The organism is Tenacibaculum aestuarii (assembly GCF_964510395.1).
Taxonomy (GTDB): domain Bacteria; phylum Bacteroidota; class Bacteroidia; order Flavobacteriales; family Flavobacteriaceae; genus Polaribacter; species Polaribacter aestuarii.
This window is the reverse complement of record NZ_CAZEFY010000003.1, coordinates 370,856-388,159: the sequence shown is the minus strand read 5'-3', so window position 1 is coordinate 388,159 and position 17,304 is coordinate 370,856. Positions and strand designations below refer to the sequence as shown.

Sequence of the window (17,304 nt, the reverse complement as noted above, 5' to 3'; positions counted from 1 at the left end):
GCTATTAGTTGTGGGTATTGTTGTAAGCTGACTTTTTATTTTTAAAACTTCCACCAAGGTTTTTTCGGTTCTATTGGTTTTACTTCCTTTTCTATTTCCCAAAATGATTTATCAAACTTTTCATTCAGAGTTTTTTCGGTCAGATTATGTCCGTAAGGATAAATTCCGTCTTCAAGTCCGTTTTGAATTCTCTTGATTATTCTTTGTCCAGGCCAGCAAGTTGTTCCGTCTTCAAGTTCGACCGCTATATTTATTTCTCCTTGTGGGTCATTGTCGTTCGTTATCCATTTTGAATTTGGGACATTTTTAATCAGTGTTTCTCCAGTATAAGCTGAAATTGAAAATACAATTCCGCCCAAATTTTTAGAAAGTCGACCGCCTTTAATTGGTCGACCATCTTTCGTGTATTTTTGGATAAATCGGTCAATCTCCAATAAACTACCAATAGAATAGTCCAATTCAATTCCGTCAGATTTAAATGCTTTTACTGTCCAATCGGATTGTTTTTTTATATCTTCTAATAATGTTGCCATTCTGTTTTTTAGCTTGCTTACAACGGTTCGTATAACCTTCAGTTATTGGTTTTAAAGTTAATAATTTTCAGTTAAGCACTAACGTTAGTAATTCCGAGTGGATTCGGACGCAGTCGAATCCGCCGTAATTGCGGTTATACATCTTAAGTTAGCAATTGTTTAAATTTAGTAATAAAAACCAGAAAGAAAAAAGCGTAGAGTAAGGTTATGATATACGTTGAAACCTAGATTTCGTCAACATTGATAATCCCTACGCTTTACTACTTTAAATTCGTTCAGTTCTGTGAGACCAAGATCTCGATTTCAAGTTGTTGAATTGATAGTAGTTATTTTTCTTTCCAATCCTTTTTTCTTATGAGTAAAAATAAACAATTTTTAGGAATCGATGTAAGTAAAGATGTTTTAGATGTGTATGATTATCAAGGTAATTGGTATCAGTTTAAAAATGATGCATCAGGCTTTAAAGAGCTGTTGTTAATCACAAGTGATTTAACTCATTGTATAATGGAAGCCACAGGGTATTATCATGTACGATTAGCTTATTTTTTAACAGAAAAAGGAGTTTTGGTATCAGTAGAAAATCCGTTGAAAATAAAACGTTTTATTCAAATGAATTTATCAAAAGTAAAGACGGATAAGAGTGATGCAAAGCAGCTATATAATTATGGTGTAAGTCAAGCCCCTTCTATATGGAAAGGAGAGAGCAAGGAACAACAAGAATGTTTACAAATAGTACGTTTGTTGAGTGTTTATACGAAACAATCTACTCAATTAAAGAATAAGCTTCATGGCGAATCAGTATTAGGAACTCCATCGAAATTGGTAGTTGGTTCCTTAAAAAGACAGCTAAAAAATATACAAAAAGAGATGGTTAAATTAGAAGATTTGTTGCTAGAAAATGTAAAAAAGAGCTATCAAGAAGAAGTGACTTTATTAAAGTCTATTCCAGGAATAGGGGGTAAAACAGCATTAATGTTATTAGTTTTTACCGATGGATTTAAGCGTTTTACTTCAGCAAAAGAGTTGTGTAGTTACGCAGGTATAACTCCTACTATTAGAGAGTCAGGCAGTAGTAAAAAAGGAAGACCTCGAATAAGTAAAATGGGTAATCCAAAGCTTAGAAATTTATTGTTTATGTGTAGTTTTAATGCTTGCAAATACAACAAAACATGTAGAGAACTTTATGACCGAATTGTAGCTAAGGGTAAGAGTAAAAAACTTGCTTTAATAGCGGTGTGTAATAAGCTACTAAAACAAGCTTTTGCAATAATAAAAAGTGGTTTGCCTTATGATGCAAATTATAAAAGTACTTTGGTTTAAAAAAGTATAAAATTTACTTGTTTTTTACCTCAGTTCTTTGTTGTGGTGTCGTTTTTATTATTTTTAATAGTCAAATTTATAAGTATTAGTTGTTTGTCTTTTTGTCCAATTTTTAAATTCAATGTTCATAATTACTTCTTGTGTTCCGTGAATTTTTTCTTTAAAATCAAAGTTTTCTTGATATGAAATTCCGTATTTATTTAGAACTTCATCAATTTTGTTTTTTTTCAGTTCCGCTTTTTTATTTTCTCTTCTATATTTATTCAGTTTAGAGTAAGCAGTTCCAAGAAATGAAAATCCAGCTACAATCATTCCAATTTTCACGTACCATAGATACAAGCTAAATATTTTCCAGTCAGATAAAAAGTAACCAAGAAGTATTAAAAGAAAACCAATAATTATTGTGCCGTAGAAAGTCAAATGTGTTGACTTTTGGTTTCTGCGAATTATTTCCAATTCGAGATTAGCAATTTCTAACTTTTCTTGAAATTTTTTGTCAAGTGTAATTTTTGAGCAAGTATTATTAAAATTAGGTTTTTTATTGGTCAAATTACAAGTCAATCCTTTTTCAAGACTCGTTATTTGGTTTTCGCATAAATCACAATGTCTTGAAAAATTCATTAAAATTTTAGTTCGGTTTTAGTAAGTTTTTGATTCCAGCGTTCGTTTTGGTAAATGCACCACAACTTGTTATAAAAGAACTAAAACTTCTTTTATCCGTGTTTTTAAACATGATAAGTAGAATTTTTAGCAATTTTATTTTTCTTGTTTCAAGTCTCCAATATAAAACAAAATAAAAAGTGAACAAAAAATGTATGGTTATATTAGTAAGTTTTAGATATAGTAATTAACTATCTAACAAACTAGCAGGCAATGTCTTTGTATTCTAACATTACTTTCCATAGTTGTTAAAAGAATGGTAAATGATTTAACAATGAATACAAAAGTCTTGGTTAGATTAACTTTTGGCATACATGTTGAAAAGCTCTAGGAAAATTATTTTATTATGAGAACATTTTCAAGGCAAATCAACAAATTATTTTTAATAACATTCTTAACTATTACTTCTATGGCAGTTGGACAAACATCTTTAAATAAAGTAGATTTATCAATTTATCCTAAACCAGAAAAAGGATTTAAACAAATGGTTATTGAAGTTCCTCATTCAGAAAACGATAGTAACAAAAAAATAGAATTTGTTATCGGAAAATGGATGGAAGTAGATACTTGTAATAAGCACGGTCTTGTAGGAAATATAGAAAAAAAGGATCTTAAAGGATGGGGATATTCGTATTATGATTTTACTACCGATGGTGGAGTTATATCTACTAGAAAGGCTTGTTTTGAAAGTAGTACAGTCAGAAAGTTTGTTACCAGTCAACCAACAACAGTAAGATACAACGGGAAATTACCAATTGTTATTTATGTACCAGAAGGTTACGATGTTCAATTTAAGATATTCAAGGCAGAAGATGATGTATATCATGCTAGTGAGGTAAAACAAAAATAAACTTAAAAGTACTGTGATTTATAACAGTTTTATATGAGAAAAGCAGCAAATACTATTTGCTGCTTTTCCTTTTTATAGAATTAATACACTACTTTTTTTCTTTAATAGGCACTGCATCAAAAGGATCTACCATGGCAATAAATAAAACACAAGGTCCATTGTTTAAGCATTTGGCCCTATGTGGTTTTCTTGCAGGACCATAAGCATAAGAACCCGCTTTTAATACGGTCGCTTTTTCTCCTTCGTATTGTACTTCCAAATTTCCAGAAATTAAAATCATTCGTTCAGGAGAGTTATGTGTATGAGATATAACTTCAGTATTAGGTTCTATTCTAAAGAAAAAATCTAAATTAGGTTTAGCTATATCACCGTGAAGTATTGTAAAAGAACAATTAGGAAAGAAATCAGGAGCAGGAAGCCATTTCAAACTCTTATCATTAACAGTTGTCGCAATAGACATTTCAGTGTCTGAAACACCATTGCTTTGAGCATTTAATCCGATAGCTAAAAAAGCTAGGATAAGGGTTAACAGGTTTAGTTTGTTTGTTTTCATCTTGTTGATTTTTAGGTATTTAATATAGTTAAAATATTTAAAAAATCAAATACTATTGTTGATGAAATCTACTTGAAATTTATTTTTAGAAGTGATCTTTTTTCTTTTATCTATTTTAGTTTTGGTGACTAAAAAATAATACTATAACTTTGCCCCGTTCATTAACGTATTGATGTTATCAAGAAAGGTGGAGGGAATAGACCCTTTGAAACCTTAGCAACCCTTTGTGCAAACAAAGAAGGTGCTACATTCTACTGCTTTGGCAGAGAGATAACGAAAAGAATTTTCTTTCCTCTTTTCCTGATAACATTACACTAAATATCAGGAATGTCAAACATTTATCAAGAAATACAAAAACGAATTCTCGTGCTCGATGGCGCTATGGGAACCATGCTTCAGGAATATAAATTTACGGAAGAAGATTTTCGTGGAGAACGTTTTAAAGACTATCCAACACCGTTACAAGGAAACAACGATTTGTTATCCATCACGCAACCCGAAGCCGTAAAAGAAGTACACAGAAAGTACTTTGCGGCAGGAGCAGACATTGTAGAAACCAACACTTTTTCAGGAACTACTATTGCCATGGCAGATTACCAAATGGAAGATTTGGTATATGAGTTAAATTACGAATCTGCTAAGATAGCCAAAGAAGTAGCAGATGAATTCACTGCGAAAGAACCGCATAAACCTCGTTTTGTAGCAGGGTCTATCGGACCTACAAACCGTACGGCAAGTATGTCTCCTGATGTAAACGACCCAGGATACAGAGCGGTAACTTTTGATGAATTACGTATTGCCTACAAGCAACAAGTAGAAGCCTTAATTGATGGTGGTTCAGATATTTTATTGGTAGAAACCGTATTCGATACCTTAAATGCCAAAGCCGCTTTATTTGCCATTGAAGAGGTAAAAACAGAGCGAAATATAGACATTCCTATAATGGTTTCAGGTACAATTACCGATGCTTCAGGAAGAACATTATCAGGACAGACAGCCGAGGCATTTTTGATTTCGATTTCTCATATTCCGTTGTTATCTGTAGGATTTAATTGCGCTTTAGGAGCCAATTTGTTGCAACCACACTTAGAGGCGATTGCTTCTAAAACGGATTTTGCCATTTCTGCACATCCGAATGCCGGATTACCGAATGCCTTTGGAGAATATGACGAAACTCCTGAAGAAACTGCCAATCAGATAGAGGAATATTTGAAGAAAAATTTAATCAATATCATAGGTGGATGTTGCGGTACTACGCCTAAGCATATTTCGGCTATTGCAGCAGTAGCAGCGAAGTACAAACCACGAAAAGCTGAATTTATTACAGCAGTACAAAATAGTTAGTAGATGAGTGAGGAAAGAAGATACATGAAATTATCGGGGTTAGAACCGTTAATTATTACACCCGAAAGTAATTTTATCAATGTTGGAGAGCGAACAAACGTAGCAGGATCGCGTAAATTTCTTCGATTGATTAAAGAAGAAAAGTTTGATGAAGCCCTGGCAATTGCGCGTCATCAAGTAGATGGAGGAGCGCAAATCATCGACATTAATATGGATGATGGTTTGATTGATGGAAAAGAAGCGATGGTTCGTTTCTTAAACTTAATTGCTTCCGAACCTGATATTGCCAGAGTTCCTATTATGATTGATAGTTCTAAATGGGAAATTATCGAAGCTGGTTTACAAGTAGTACAAGGAAAATCGGTGGTGAATTCCATTTCTTTAAAAGAAGGAGAAGAAAAATTTATTTTGGAAGCTACCCAGATAAAAAGATACGGAGCCGCTGTAATTATCATGGCTTTTGATGAAGTAGGACAAGCAGACACCTACGAACGAAGAATTGAAATCGCAGAGCGTTCCTATAGAATATTAGTGGATGTTGTTGGTTTTCCTGCGGAAGATATCATTTTCGATTTAAATATTTTTCCTGTAGCTACGGGAATGGAAGAACACAGAAAAAATGCGTTAGATTTTATCGAAGCTACCCGTTGGGTACGTGAAAATTTACCACATGTTAGTGTGAGTGGAGGTGTAAGTAACGTATCATTTTCTTTTAGAGGAAACAATGTCGTTCGTGAAGCGATGCACTCAGTATTCCTTTACTATGCCATCAAAGCAGGAATGAACATGGGAATTGTAAATCCAGCCATGTTAGAGGTGTATGATGACATTCCGAAGGATTTATTAGAACATATTGAAGATGTTGTTTTAGATAGAAGAGATGATGCTACTGAACGTTTGTTAGAATTTGCTGAAACGGTAAAAGGGACTAAAGCAGAAAACAAAGAGCAGGTTTTAGAATGGAGGAGTTTTCCACTTCAAGAACGTATTACGCACTCTTTAGTAAAAGGAATAGACGCTTTTATTGAAGAAGATGCTGAAGAAGCTCGTTTGAGTGTTGCAAAACCACTACATGTAATTGAAGGACATTTAATGACGGGGATGAACGTAGTAGGAGACTTGTTTGGCGAAGGAAAAATGTTTTTACCGCAAGTTGTTAAATCTGCCCGAGTAATGAAGAAAGCCGTGGCGTATTTGAATCCGTTTATTGAAGCAGAGAAAAGTGAGGAACAAAAAGCTATTGGAAAAATATTAATGGCAACCGTAAAAGGAGATGTGCACGATATTGGTAAAAACATCGTATCTGTAGTGTTAGGTTGTAACAATTATGAAATTGTAGATTTAGGTGTGATGGTTCCACCAGAAAAAATCATAGAAACCGCTAAAAAAGAGAACGTAGATGCCATCGGTTTAAGTGGACTGATAACGCCTTCGTTAGATGAAATGGTGTATTTAGCCAAAGAAATGGAACGTCAAAACTTGGAGATTCCTTTATTAATAGGAGGAGCAACAACTTCCAAGGCACATACTGCTGTAAAGATTGATACGCAGTATAAAAACGCAGTAGTACACGTAAACGATGCGTCAAGAGCAGTGACTGTAGTAGGAGATTTATTGAATAAAGAAACCTCAAACGAGTATGTTGCCAAGTTAAAGAAAGATTACGAAGAGTTTCGTGATAAGTTTTTAAAACGAGGAAAACAAAAGCACTACATACCAATTGAGGAAGCTAGAGAGCGAAAATTCAAAATAGATTGGGATACGACTAACATTTCTAAACCAAAAGAACTAGGCGTACAAAAATTAGAACAAGTAAGTTTAAAAGACTTGGTACCATATTTTGATTGGAGTCCGTTTTTTCGCTCGTGGGATTTACACGGAAAGTTTCCTGATATTTTAGAAGATGAAGTAGTAGGAGTAGAGGCAACCAATTTGTTTGCAGATGCTCAAAAGATGTTGCAACAAATCATAGAAAAACAAGCATTAAAGCCCAAAGCTATTTTTGGTTTGTTTGAGGCAAACTCTATTAACGACGACGATATTTCAGTTCAAAAGAAAGGAAAAGAAGTCGCAGTATTTAGAACCTTGCGTCAGCAATTAAAAAAGCGTGAAGGAAAACCAAGTTTTGCTTTGGCAGATTTTATTGCTCCAAAGGAAACTGAAAGAACGGATTATATGGGAGCTTTCTGTACCGCTATTTTTGGAGCAGATGAATTAGCATTGCAGTACAAAGAAAATCACGATGATTACAATGCTATTATGGCACAAGCTATTGCCGATCGTTTTGCAGAAGCTTTTGCTGAATACTTACACCACAGAGTAAGAACAAAACATTGGGGCTATGCTTCTGAAGAAAACTTAACGAATGATGAGTTGATAAAGGAAGCATACAAAGGTATTCGTCCTGCACCCGGGTATCCTGCATGTCCTGATCATCTAGAAAAAGAAACGATTTGGCAGCTTTTACAAGTTGAAGAAAACATAGGAGTAAGTTTAACAGAAAGCTTAGCTATGTGGCCAGCAGCAGCAGTTTCAGGATATTATTTTGCCAATAGCGAAGCTAAATATTTCGGTTTGGGTAAAATAACAGACGATCAGGTAAGGGATTTTGTAGAACGAAAGAACATTCCTTTAGAAAAAGCCAGAAAATGGTTGCATCCAAATATATCAGACAATTAATAATAAATTAAAAAACCAATAAAAAGAGCGTATTTAATTAACAATAAGTTTTAAGTAAGCTAAGATAAAAACTAAAAAGGCGTAGTAATATTGCAGTATAAAAATCAGATGTAATGAAGAAATATCAATTAGAAATCAGGTTTGCAATTCAGCTAGCAATTATGGCAGTTTTATCGTTGTTTGCAGCTTCGCTGATGTAAGTTAAATATGCCTTTATAAGCTATACTTATGAAGGTAACAGAACATTTAGAAAAAGCTAACGGAAAATCATTGTTTTCGTTTGAAATTCTTCCACCGTTAAAGGGAGATAATATTGATTCAATATTCAAAAATATTGATCCGTTAATGGAATTCAATCCGCCGTTTATAGACGTAACTTATCACCGAGAAGAGTACGTGTATAAAGAGTTAGAAAGCGGATTGTTAAAAAAACAAGTAGTAAAAAAGCGTCCAGGTACGGTAGGTATCTGTGCGGCAATTCAAAATAAATATCAAGTAGATGCTGTTCCGCATATTTTGTGTGGAGGATTTACCAAAGAAGATACCGAAAACTTCTTAATAGACCTTGATTTTTTAGGTATTGATAACGTAGTTGCGTTGCGTGGTGATGCAGTAAAAAGCGAGACTTATTTTAAGCCAGAAAAGGACGGACATGCGTATGCAAGTGAGTTAGTAACTCAAATAGAAAACTTAAATAAAGGAAGATATTTGGATGATGACCTGCAAAACTCCTCAAAAACTGATTTTTGTATTGGTGTGGCTGGTTATCCAGAAAAACACATGGAAGCACCAAGTTTAGATTCTGACATCCATTTTTTAAAGAAAAAAATAAAAAACGGGGCTAGTTATATAGTAACACAAATGTTTTTTGATAATCAAAAATACTTTGAGTTTGTAGATAAATGTAGAGAAGAAGGTATAACAGTTCCTATCATTCCAGGATTAAAACCAATTTCAACCAAAAAGCAATTGAATTTAATTCCACATCGATTCAAAGTAGATTTACCAGATGCGTTGGTAAAAGAAGTGATTAAATGTAAAGATAATAGTGAAGTACGACAAGTTGGGATTGAGTGGAGTATTGCACAAAGTAAAGAGCTGCAACAAAGAGGGGTGCCTATTTTACACTATTACTCAATGGGAAGATCAACCAATATTCAACAAATTGCTGAAGCCATTTTCTAAATAAATCGTCATTTCGAACCGAGTGAAACGAAGAGTGAGAAATCTTATGAAAGCAAGTTATTCATTTTTATGAGATTTCTCCCTTCGGTCGAAATGACAGGTTAGTTTTTAATATTTCTTACGTTATAACGAGGAGTGTAACGACATGGTTATCTCATTAAGAGACAAAACGTTATTTTTGAGTGCTAACAAACTTCTCCTGAATAATTTGCGCTACAGGTTTGTTTTCTATTTTACTTTCTAGCCAAGAGAGAATGTCCAAATACAAAAAGGCTCTTTTTTCATAAGGGTGATTCTCATATACTTTTAAGCGATCGTATATCTTCTTAAACTCTTTTTTTATTTGATGAGGATATACATCGCCTAATGCTTTTATAGAAGAGATAAACTCCTTTTGAACCTCTTGAAGATTTTCCATTTTTAGTAAAAAACGATAGGTATCTTTAAATTGTCGTTCTAAATCGTAATCCAATCCACATTCATAATGAGCAATTAAGCACAATACTCTAGCAAAACATTGTAAATCTTGTGCGACATCAATATGTTTAGATTTGATGATTTTATTTAGGTATAAAATACACTCTTTGTTTTTGCCCATACCAAAGTATAAACAAGCTATTTTATAGTAAAATACAACAATATGATGCGTGTCTAAACGATCCTTGTACTCATCAATTTTTTCATTAATAATATCTACTAAATATTCACCTTCTGAAAAATTACCTTCTAAGAAGTGTAAATGTAACTTATTAGCATAGTAGTATAAAAAGGTCAGGATTTCAGTATTGCTATTTTGCGGAATACTTTTCTCTTCAATTTCCTTTTCAAATAAAGAAAGTTCTTCTTTAAATTTATCATAGTGCTTGATAAAAAATAAGCTTTCTAATAAATAATTTTTCCCCTTCAAATAAAAAACAGGATGTAAAGAAATATTCTTAGAATCATTTTTAAATAAATCTACCCATTTGTTGGCGTACTTATAACTCTGTAAAAAATCCTGTGTCAAAAAACTATGCCATAAATGAGCTTTGTATAGCCATAACTTTTCTCTAAAACCTAATTTTTCATACGAATATTCAGGTAACTTAGAATTGAAGTAAGAATTTACGCGTTGCAGTTCTTCATCATTTTTTACGTACCCGTTTTTTAATAAGGTTCCATACAATTGCAGCGATAAGTTAGATAATTTACTAGCTATTACATTTTGCTGACTGAGTTCTTTTGCTTGAATGGTTAGCTCATCTGAACGCGTGTCGATACTTCGGGTTATATATTGGCTTTCAATCACTTTTTCCAACTCAACAATTTCATAGGCAATATTTTTTTCTTCATTTTCAATTGCCATATTTTTTGCTTTCTCAAGGAGTTTTAAGCTTTGTTTGTACAATCCTTTTTGATACAAAACAGTAGCAAAGTCCAATTGTTCACGTATTTGAATTCTGATGTTTTTATGAGCAGGATTCATACGAAGACTAATAAGTATTTGCTTATATAAGTGAGCTTTTAAATTGGAAAGTTGCTGTTTACTAACAACACCGCTATCAATAATTGCTTTTTCGTTGTAACACTTTTGTTTTTCTAACAATTTAAAAAGGGAAAAGAACTTCGCATCTACATTACCACCCAAACGACCTACATATAAATTAAATTGACGTTTTTCTGATTTTGATAACGACTTTATCAAAACAAATAATGCGTCATTTTGTTGGTTGGAGAATGTAATTGGTTTACGCATAACTTTTTGTCTTTCAGTAGTTTGTTTTTATTTTTTCTTGTTTTGATATCGTAACTAACCTATTTAAAAAGAGTTTGTTAGAAAAGCCAATATATACATTTGGTTTTTATTCTGATAATCATAGTTAGATTTATGCACAACGATAAAATTCAAATTTTTGATACCACTTTACGAGATGGGGAACAGGTCCCAGGATGTAAATTAGATACTCAACAAAAATTAATTATTGCCGAAAGACTCGATTTTTTAGGAGTTGATGTAATAGAAGCTGGTTTCCCTGTGTCGAGCCCAGGAGACTTTACTTCGGTACAAGAGATTGCTAAACTGGTTAAAAACGCTTCAGTTTGCGGATTAACGAGAGCTGTAAAAAAAGATATTGAAGTAGCTGCTGATGCTTTAAAGTTTGCTAATAAACCTAGAATTCATACAGGTATTGGTACTAGCGACTCTCATATTCAATACAAGTTTAATGCTTCAAAAGACGAAGTAATTAGACGAGCTAAAGAAGCAGTTTCGTATGCGAAGAATTTTGTAGATGATGTAGAGTTTTATGCTGAAGATGCTGGTAGAACTGATAATGCTTTCCTAGCAAGAGTTTGCGAAGAGGTTATCAAATCAGGTGCAACAGTGTTGAATATTCCAGATACTACAGGGTATTGTTTACCAGAAGAATACGGAGCAAAAATAAAGTATTTAAAAGAACACGTAAAGGGTATTGAGAATGTGATTATCTCTTGCCATTGTCATAATGATTTAGGGTTAGCTACTGCCAATTCTATTGCAGGAGCTATTAATGGTGCGCGTCAAATTGAATGTACAATTAATGGTATTGGTGAGCGAGCAGGAAATACTGCATTAGAAGAAGTGGTAATGATTTTAAAACAACATCCATACTTAAACCTTCAAACGGATATTAATACCAAGTTGTTATACGATACAAGTATGATGGTTCGTGAAAAAATGGGAATGCCTGTACAACCAAATAAAGCTATTGTAGGAGCTAATGCTTTTGCACATAGTTCAGGAATTCACCAAGACGGAGTGATTAAAAATCGTGAGACTTATGAAATTATCAATCCAGCAGATGTGGGCGTTAATGAAAGTGCTATTGTGTTAACAGCACGAAGCGGAAGAGCAGCCTTGGCATATCGTGCTAAAAAGATTGGATACGAATTAACCAAAATTCAATTAGATACTGCTTATAAAACCTTCTTACAGTTTGCTGACAGACAAAAAGAAGTAATTGATGAAGACATTCATCAAATTATGAAACAAGTTAACAATATTTCAAAAATAGCTATAGCCTAATGGGAAAGACATTATTTGATAAAGTTTGGGATGCGCATGTGGTTGATAGCATTAAAGACGGACCACAAATTCTATATATCGACAAGCATTTAATTCATGAAGTAACAAGTCCGCAGGCATTTAATGAATTAAAAGAGCGTAATATTCCAATTGCGCGACCTGATAAAATTGTTGCAACGGCTGATCATAACACACCAACTGTAAATCAACATTTACCAATAAAAGATGAGCTGTCTCGAAATCAATTAGAACAGTTGACCAAAAACTGTGAAGAAAATAACATCACCTTATACGGATTAGGTCACCGCTATAATGGAATTGTCCATGTAATGGCTCCTGAATTAGGAATCACACAACCGGGAATGACTATGGTTTGTGGAGATAGTCATACCTCAACGCATGGTGCTTTCGGTACTATCGCTTTTGGTATTGGTACGAGTCAGGTTGCACAGGTATTTGCAAGTCAATGTTTGTTGTTAGAAAAACCTAAGAGTTTACGTGTAAACGTGAATGGAAAGTTGAAAAATGGCGTATTACCAAAAGATGTAATCTTATATATCATTGCCAAACTAGGTACGAATTCAGGTACGGGATATTTTTGTGAATATGCAGGAAATGTATTTGAAGAAATGTCTATGGAAGGACGTATGACCGTTTGTAATATGAGTATTGAGATGGGAGCTAGAGGAGGTATGATTGCTCCAGATGAAACAACTTTTGAATACGTAAAAGGACGTGAGTTTGCTCCAAAAGGAGAGGAGTTTGATAAAAAAGTAGCGTATTGGAAAACGTTGAAAACGGATAAAAATGCAGCATTCGATAAAGAATACTCATTTGATGCAGAAGATATTGAACCGATGGTAACTTACGGGACCAACCCAGGAATGGGTATAAAAATTTCTGAAAATATTCCCCTTTTAAATGATGCTTCCTTTGAAAAGTCATTGCAATATATGGATTTTCAAAAAGGAGCATCTTTAATAGATAAACCGATTAATTATGTGTTTATTGGTAGTTGTACAAACTCTCGAATCGAAGATTTTAGAGTAGCTGCCAATTATGTAAAAGGAAAGCAAAAAGCACCCAATGTGCATGCATGGTTAGTACCTGGGTCACAACAAGTAGCAAAACAAATTAAGTTAGAAGGATTACAAACCATTTTTGAAGAAGCAGGTTTTCAATTGCGACAACCAGGATGCTCTGCATGTTTAGCAATGAACGATGATAAAATTCCAGCAAAAGAATACTGTGTTTCTACATCTAATAGAAACTTTGAAGGACGTCAAGGGCAAGGAGCACGTACTATTTTAGCAAGTCCTCTTGTAGCAGCAGCGACAGCTATTGAAGGTAAAATAATAGACATTACTAAACACTTAAATTAAGATGGAAAAGTTTGTAAAACTGATTGATACAGCCATACCATTATCAACAGAAAATATTGATACAGATCAAATTATACCTGCACGCTTTTTAAAATCGACCGACAAAAATGGTTTTGGTGATAATGTGTTTAGAGATTGGCGTTATAAAAAGGATGGGAGTTTGAATGAAGATTTTGTATTAAATAATGATAATTATAGCGGAAGTATTTTAATCGCAGGAGATAATTTTGGTTGTGGTTCTAGTAGAGAACATGCAGCTTGGGCATTAGCGGGTTATGGCTTTAAGGTAGTTATCAGTAGTTTTTTTGCTGATATTTTTAAAGGAAATGCGCTGAATAATGGCATTTTACCTATACAAGTTCCGAAGGAATACTTAGTAAAGCTATTACAAAAAGTAACTAATGTACCCGAAACTACTATTATTGTCGATTTAGAAAATCAAGTAATAAAGACTCCTATTGGGAACGTAGATTTTGAAATTAATTCGCATAAAAAACTATGCTTGTTAAATGGGTATGATGATATTGATTTTTTAATCAGTAAAAAAGATAAAATAACAGCTTTTGAAGCAAAAATGGTATAAAAAGAAATATATGAAGTACAATATAACCGTAATTCCAGGAGATGGAATAGGACCTGAAGTAACCGAACAGGCTAAAAAAGTGCTAAGAGCAATAGGTAATGTGTTCGACCATACTTTCTTATTTGAAGAAACATTAATGGGTGCCTGTGCTATTGACCAAACGGGAAATCCTTTACCCGAAAAAACCATTGAGTTATGTAAAAAAAGTGATGCTATCTTATTTGGAGCTATTGGAGATCCAAAGTATGATAATGATCCTACAGCTAAGGTGCGTCCAGAGCAAGGGTTGTTACGTTTACGAAAAGAGTTAGGCTTGTTTTGTAATGTGCGTCCTGTAAAAGCATATGATACGTTGATCCATAATTCACCTTTAAAGAAAGAAAGAATTGAAGGAACAGATATTGCTATTTATAGAGAACTGACTGGAGGAATCTATTTTGGAATTAAAGAATTGAGTGATGATGGACAACATGCTTTTGATGGTTGTTCTTATACGGTTGAAGAAATTGAACGAATGGCACATTTAGCTTTTCAGTCAGCACAAAAAAGACGTAAAAAGCTAACTTTGGTTGACAAAGCTAATGTATTAGAAACTTCAAGATTGTGGCGCAAAACAGTTACGGAGATGGCAAGTGAGTATCCTGATGTAGAAGTTGACTTTTTATTTGTAGACAATGCAGCGATGCAGCTAATATTAAATCCGAAACAGTTTGATGTAATTTTAACAGAAAATCTTTTTGGAGATATTCTTTCAGATGAAGCTAGTGTAATAGGAGGTTCTATAGGCTTATTAGCATCGGCATCTATAGGAAAAGAAAATGCATTGTTTGAGCCAATACACGGTTCTTTTCCACAAGCAAAAGGGAAAGATATTGCGAACCCGTTAGCTTCAATCTTATCTGCAGCTATGTTATTAAAACATTTAGGTTTATCACAAGAGGCTCAAGTAGTAGAAGCAGCGGTTGAAAAATCATTAGAATTAGGAATTACGACTCAAGATATTAATCTGGAAAACCCATTTTCAACAAGTAAAGTAGGCGATTTTATTGCTGATTACATCTATAATCAAGAAGATAGTAATATCAACTTTCAAAATGTACACATGGGGCAAAGTACGATTATATAAGTTATATACACCATAAATTAACCGTAAACTTCTTTTAACTACTATTGTTAAAGGAAGTTTTGTTTTTAAGTTATTGATAGCGTGTTTATTAGTTGTTTAAAAAATCATCTCTTTGTTTAGTTTTTAATATTTTATGATTTTTGTGTTTAAATATTATTTTTTTTAACACTTTTTATGTTTTTATATTAAAAATATAGACCTAAAATGTAGATTTACAGTGAATTAAAAAAACCCTTCATATTATGAAAAAAACAAAATTAGCCCTAATTATGGGCTTGTCTGTAGGTGTGTTCTTCACCTCATGTTCAAGTGAAAACGAACAAATTAAAGAGTCAGGAGTTATAGAGCAATCTAGCGATAACCCAGGATTTAAACCAGTACCTCAAGAGGTAGTTGACGCCGTAGCTAAATTAGAGCTAAATGTAGATCATATTCGTTATGATAATTTTTACTTTCCTGATGGAACTTCAGAAGTACGCTTATTCTTAGAAGAGGATGTTGTAATGACAGAACAAGAATTATTCACTTTGGCAGATGCTAAGGATGAGAATCAATCTGGTCGTCAATACTCAACCAACAGTTTGGTATCTCAAGGTAGAAATATTTCTATCATAGGATATACAGGTGGTGGTGGATACGGTCTTTCTAGTAAAGAGCAAACAGCATTACAATGGGCGGTAGACAATTATAACCGTTTAAGTGGTGTGTCTATTAGCTTTACCCTAAGCTTTGGTACAGATTATTCTAACAAAGATATGGTAGTATACCGAAATCCAAATCAATCTGGATCAGGTGGTAGCGCAGGTTTTCCAAGTGGAGGTTTACCTTACAAGTGGGTACAAATCTACGGATTATCAGGGTACACAACGAATGTAAACGAGCATGTAATTACACATGAAATAGGGCATTCAGTAGGATTTAGACATACAGATTGGTTTAGCCGTCAAAGTTGTGGACAAAATACTAACGAAGGTACTGCTGGTGTAGGAGCTAACCATGTGTCTGGTACACCAACAGGATACGATCCAACTTCAATTATGTTAGCGTGCTTTAGCTCTAACGAAGATGGAGAGTTTAATGGTAATGATATTACAGCACTACAAAACATGTACTAAGAATTAACTAACCTTAATACATATTGTAAACCACCGATTAAAGTCGGTGGTTTTTTATTGCATATATTCCTTAGTTCATCATTTATTTTCCTGAGCTTATAAAAAAGACGTTTTAAAAAACGTAAGTCCAAAATACTTTTGAGGTATCTAATTATAAAAAACACACCATTATGAACCCAAAAAGAGAACTTATTTTTTTAAGAACATTTGCAGTAAGTGTAACAGCACTAATAGGAGTTTTAACTACTGTAGCCTTTAAAAATAAAGGAAATACACAGTTTGATACCATTGATGTAAAAAGAATTAATATCATAGAAAATGACGGAACGGTAAAAATGCTTATTACTAATGCTGCAAATTTTCCTAGCAAAGGCGATGAAATTAACGGAAGAGTATATCACGAAAGAAAAAAGAGAGCAGGAATGCTTTTTTATAACGAAGAAGGTATAGAGTGTGGAGGGTTCATTTATGATGGTAAAAAGACTGAAAAAGGACATAGTTCAGGCTTATCATTAACATTCGATCAATATGATGGAGATCAAGTAATGCAGTTAATAACAACTGATGCAAAGAAAGACGGAAAAAGATACAAAGCAGGAAGATTAGTGTTTAATGATAGAGGTGATAATGAAACCCAAGAAATGTCTCAAAAAATAGGAGAGGAATTAAAAGCAATTCAAGATCCAGAAAAAAGAAGAGCTAAGTTTCAAGAATATCAACAAAAAGGAATGATAGGAGGTGTACCAAGGGTAGCTTTGGGACAAACACCGGGAAAACAAAATGGATTGTTTTTATATGATTCTAACGGAAAAACAAGAGCGAAGTTTATTATAGATGAGGATAATAAAATAAAACTAGAGGCTTATGATGATAAAGGTAATGTAATAAGTACTTGGCCAGAAGACAAATAGTAGATTATAATTTGCGATGA

General features: G+C 33.4%; 15 protein-coding genes and 1 riboswitch. Of the genes, 11 read left to right on the top strand and 4 right to left on the bottom strand.

What is annotated here, in order from left to right:
- Positions 1-41 precede the first annotated feature (41 nt).
- On the bottom strand, positions 42-533 hold the full coding sequence (locus tag ACKTSU_RS07895; protein ID WP_408035833.1) for a hypothetical protein: 492 nt from the start codon (positions 531-533) through the stop codon (positions 42-44).
- Between the two features lie 354 nt (positions 534-887).
- Between ACKTSU_RS07895 and ACKTSU_RS07890 the strand changes: the two genes are divergently transcribed.
- A complete protein-coding gene (locus tag ACKTSU_RS07890; RefSeq protein ID WP_408035591.1) occupies positions 888-1,853 on the top strand; it encodes an IS110 family RNA-guided transposase in 966 nt (321 codons plus the stop codon).
- Positions 1,854-1,916: 63 nt separating this feature from the next.
- Here ACKTSU_RS07890 and ACKTSU_RS07885 read toward each other — a convergent pair whose 3' ends face one another.
- Positions 1,917-2,474, bottom strand: coding sequence for a hypothetical protein (locus tag ACKTSU_RS07885; protein WP_408035832.1), 558 nt, complete (start codon positions 2,472-2,474; stop codon positions 1,917-1,919).
- 385 nt (positions 2,475-2,859) lie between these two features.
- Here ACKTSU_RS07885 and ACKTSU_RS07880 point away from each other — a divergent pair, with 385 nt between their 5' ends.
- Positions 2,860-3,363, top strand: a complete 504-nt coding sequence (locus tag ACKTSU_RS07880) for an ecotin (protein ID WP_408035831.1) — start codon at positions 2,860-2,862, stop codon at positions 3,361-3,363.
- 88 nt (positions 3,364-3,451) lie between these two features.
- On the opposite strand, the gene ACKTSU_RS07875 is transcribed toward ACKTSU_RS07880, so the two are convergent.
- A complete protein-coding gene (locus tag ACKTSU_RS07875; protein ID WP_408035830.1) occupies positions 3,452-3,916 on the bottom strand; it encodes a cupin domain-containing protein in 465 nt (154 codons plus the stop codon).
- A 172-nt stretch (positions 3,917-4,088) separates the two neighbouring features.
- A riboswitch (SAM riboswitch) is annotated at positions 4,089-4,193 on the top strand.
- A gap of 50 nt (positions 4,194-4,243) precedes the next feature.
- On the opposite strand from ACKTSU_RS07875, the gene ACKTSU_RS07870 reads away from it, so the two are divergent.
- The 3 genes from ACKTSU_RS07870 (at position 4,244) to metF (ending at position 9,124) form a co-directional block, all read left to right on the top strand.
- Entirely contained in the window at positions 4,244-5,260 is a 1,017-nt protein-coding gene (locus ACKTSU_RS07870; RefSeq protein WP_408035829.1) for a homocysteine S-methyltransferase family protein, read from the top strand.
- Between the two features lie 3 nt (positions 5,261-5,263).
- Positions 5,264-7,939, top strand: a complete 2,676-nt coding sequence (metH, locus tag ACKTSU_RS07865; protein WP_408035828.1) for a methionine synthase — start codon at positions 5,264-5,266, stop codon at positions 7,937-7,939.
- A gap of 228 nt (positions 7,940-8,167) precedes the next feature.
- Entirely contained in the window at positions 8,168-9,124 is a 957-nt protein-coding gene (metF, locus tag ACKTSU_RS07860; RefSeq protein WP_408035827.1) for a methylenetetrahydrofolate reductase [NAD(P)H], read from the top strand.
- A 172-nt stretch (positions 9,125-9,296) separates the two neighbouring features.
- Here metF and ACKTSU_RS07855 read toward each other — a convergent pair whose 3' ends face one another.
- Positions 9,297-10,859: a hypothetical protein gene (locus tag ACKTSU_RS07855; protein WP_408035826.1), complete on the bottom strand. Its 1,563-nt coding sequence runs from the start codon at positions 10,857-10,859 to the stop codon at positions 9,297-9,299.
- A gap of 132 nt (positions 10,860-10,991) precedes the next feature.
- Here ACKTSU_RS07855 and ACKTSU_RS07850 point away from each other — a divergent pair, with 132 nt between their 5' ends.
- The 6 genes from ACKTSU_RS07850 to ACKTSU_RS07825 all read left to right on the top strand — a co-directional run bounded on the left by ACKTSU_RS07850 (position 10,992) and on the right by ACKTSU_RS07825 (position 17,284).
- Positions 10,992-12,167 carry a 2-isopropylmalate synthase gene (locus ACKTSU_RS07850; RefSeq protein WP_408035825.1) on the top strand — a complete coding sequence of 392 codons (1,176 nt, stop codon included), beginning with the start codon at positions 10,992-10,994 and terminating at the stop codon, positions 12,165-12,167.
- Positions 12,167-13,549, top strand: a complete 1,383-nt coding sequence (leuC, locus tag ACKTSU_RS07845; RefSeq protein WP_408035824.1) for a 3-isopropylmalate dehydratase large subunit — start codon at positions 12,167-12,169, stop codon at positions 13,547-13,549. The genes ACKTSU_RS07850 and leuC overlap by 1 nt, the downstream gene beginning before the upstream one ends.
- A 1-nt stretch (position 13,550) precedes the next feature.
- Complete coding sequence (gene leuD, locus ACKTSU_RS07840; RefSeq protein ID WP_408035823.1) at positions 13,551-14,132, top strand: 3-isopropylmalate dehydratase small subunit; 582 nt, start codon at positions 13,551-13,553, stop codon at positions 14,130-14,132.
- Between the two features lie 10 nt (positions 14,133-14,142).
- Positions 14,143-15,258 carry a 3-isopropylmalate dehydrogenase gene (gene leuB / locus ACKTSU_RS07835; protein ID WP_408035822.1) on the top strand — a complete coding sequence of 372 codons (1,116 nt, stop codon included), beginning with the start codon at positions 14,143-14,145 and terminating at the stop codon, positions 15,256-15,258.
- A 242-nt stretch (positions 15,259-15,500) separates the two neighbouring features.
- Positions 15,501-16,373, top strand: coding sequence for a M57 family metalloprotease (locus ACKTSU_RS07830; RefSeq protein ID WP_408035821.1), 873 nt, complete (start codon positions 15,501-15,503; stop codon positions 16,371-16,373).
- A 170-nt stretch (positions 16,374-16,543) separates the two neighbouring features.
- Positions 16,544-17,284 carry a hypothetical protein gene (locus ACKTSU_RS07825; protein WP_408035820.1) on the top strand — a complete coding sequence of 247 codons (741 nt, stop codon included), beginning with the start codon at positions 16,544-16,546 and terminating at the stop codon, positions 17,282-17,284.
- The last annotated feature ends 20 nt before the right edge of the window (positions 17,285-17,304 follow it).

Coding starts and splice junctions, on each gene's coding strand:
- ACKTSU_RS07895 (WP_408035833.1), bottom strand. CDS start 533: ATGGCAACATTATTAGAAGATATAAAAAAACAATCCGATTGGACAGTA.
- ACKTSU_RS07890 (WP_408035591.1), top strand. CDS start 888: ATGAGTAAAAATAAACAATTTTTAGGAATCGATGTAAGTAAAGATGTT.
- ACKTSU_RS07885 (WP_408035832.1), bottom strand. CDS start 2,474: ATGAATTTTTCAAGACATTGTGATTTATGCGAAAACCAAATAACGAGT.
- ACKTSU_RS07880 (WP_408035831.1), top strand. CDS start 2,860: ATGAGAACATTTTCAAGGCAAATCAACAAATTATTTTTAATAACATTC.
- ACKTSU_RS07875 (WP_408035830.1), bottom strand. CDS start 3,916: ATGAAAACAAACAAACTAAACCTGTTAACCCTTATCCTAGCTTTTTTA.
- ACKTSU_RS07870 (WP_408035829.1), top strand. CDS start 4,244: ATGTCAAACATTTATCAAGAAATACAAAAACGAATTCTCGTGCTCGAT.
- metH (WP_408035828.1), top strand. CDS start 5,264: ATGAGTGAGGAAAGAAGATACATGAAATTATCGGGGTTAGAACCGTTA.
- metF (WP_408035827.1), top strand. CDS start 8,168: ATGAAGGTAACAGAACATTTAGAAAAAGCTAACGGAAAATCATTGTTT.
- ACKTSU_RS07855 (WP_408035826.1), bottom strand. CDS start 10,859: ATGCGTAAACCAATTACATTCTCCAACCAACAAAATGACGCATTATTT.
- ACKTSU_RS07850 (WP_408035825.1), top strand. CDS start 10,992: ATGCACAACGATAAAATTCAAATTTTTGATACCACTTTACGAGATGGG.
- leuC (WP_408035824.1), top strand. CDS start 12,167: ATGGGAAAGACATTATTTGATAAAGTTTGGGATGCGCATGTGGTTGAT.
- leuD (WP_408035823.1), top strand. CDS start 13,551: ATGGAAAAGTTTGTAAAACTGATTGATACAGCCATACCATTATCAACA.
- leuB (WP_408035822.1), top strand. CDS start 14,143: ATGAAGTACAATATAACCGTAATTCCAGGAGATGGAATAGGACCTGAA.
- ACKTSU_RS07830 (WP_408035821.1), top strand. CDS start 15,501: ATGAAAAAAACAAAATTAGCCCTAATTATGGGCTTGTCTGTAGGTGTG.
- ACKTSU_RS07825 (WP_408035820.1), top strand. CDS start 16,544: ATGAACCCAAAAAGAGAACTTATTTTTTTAAGAACATTTGCAGTAAGT.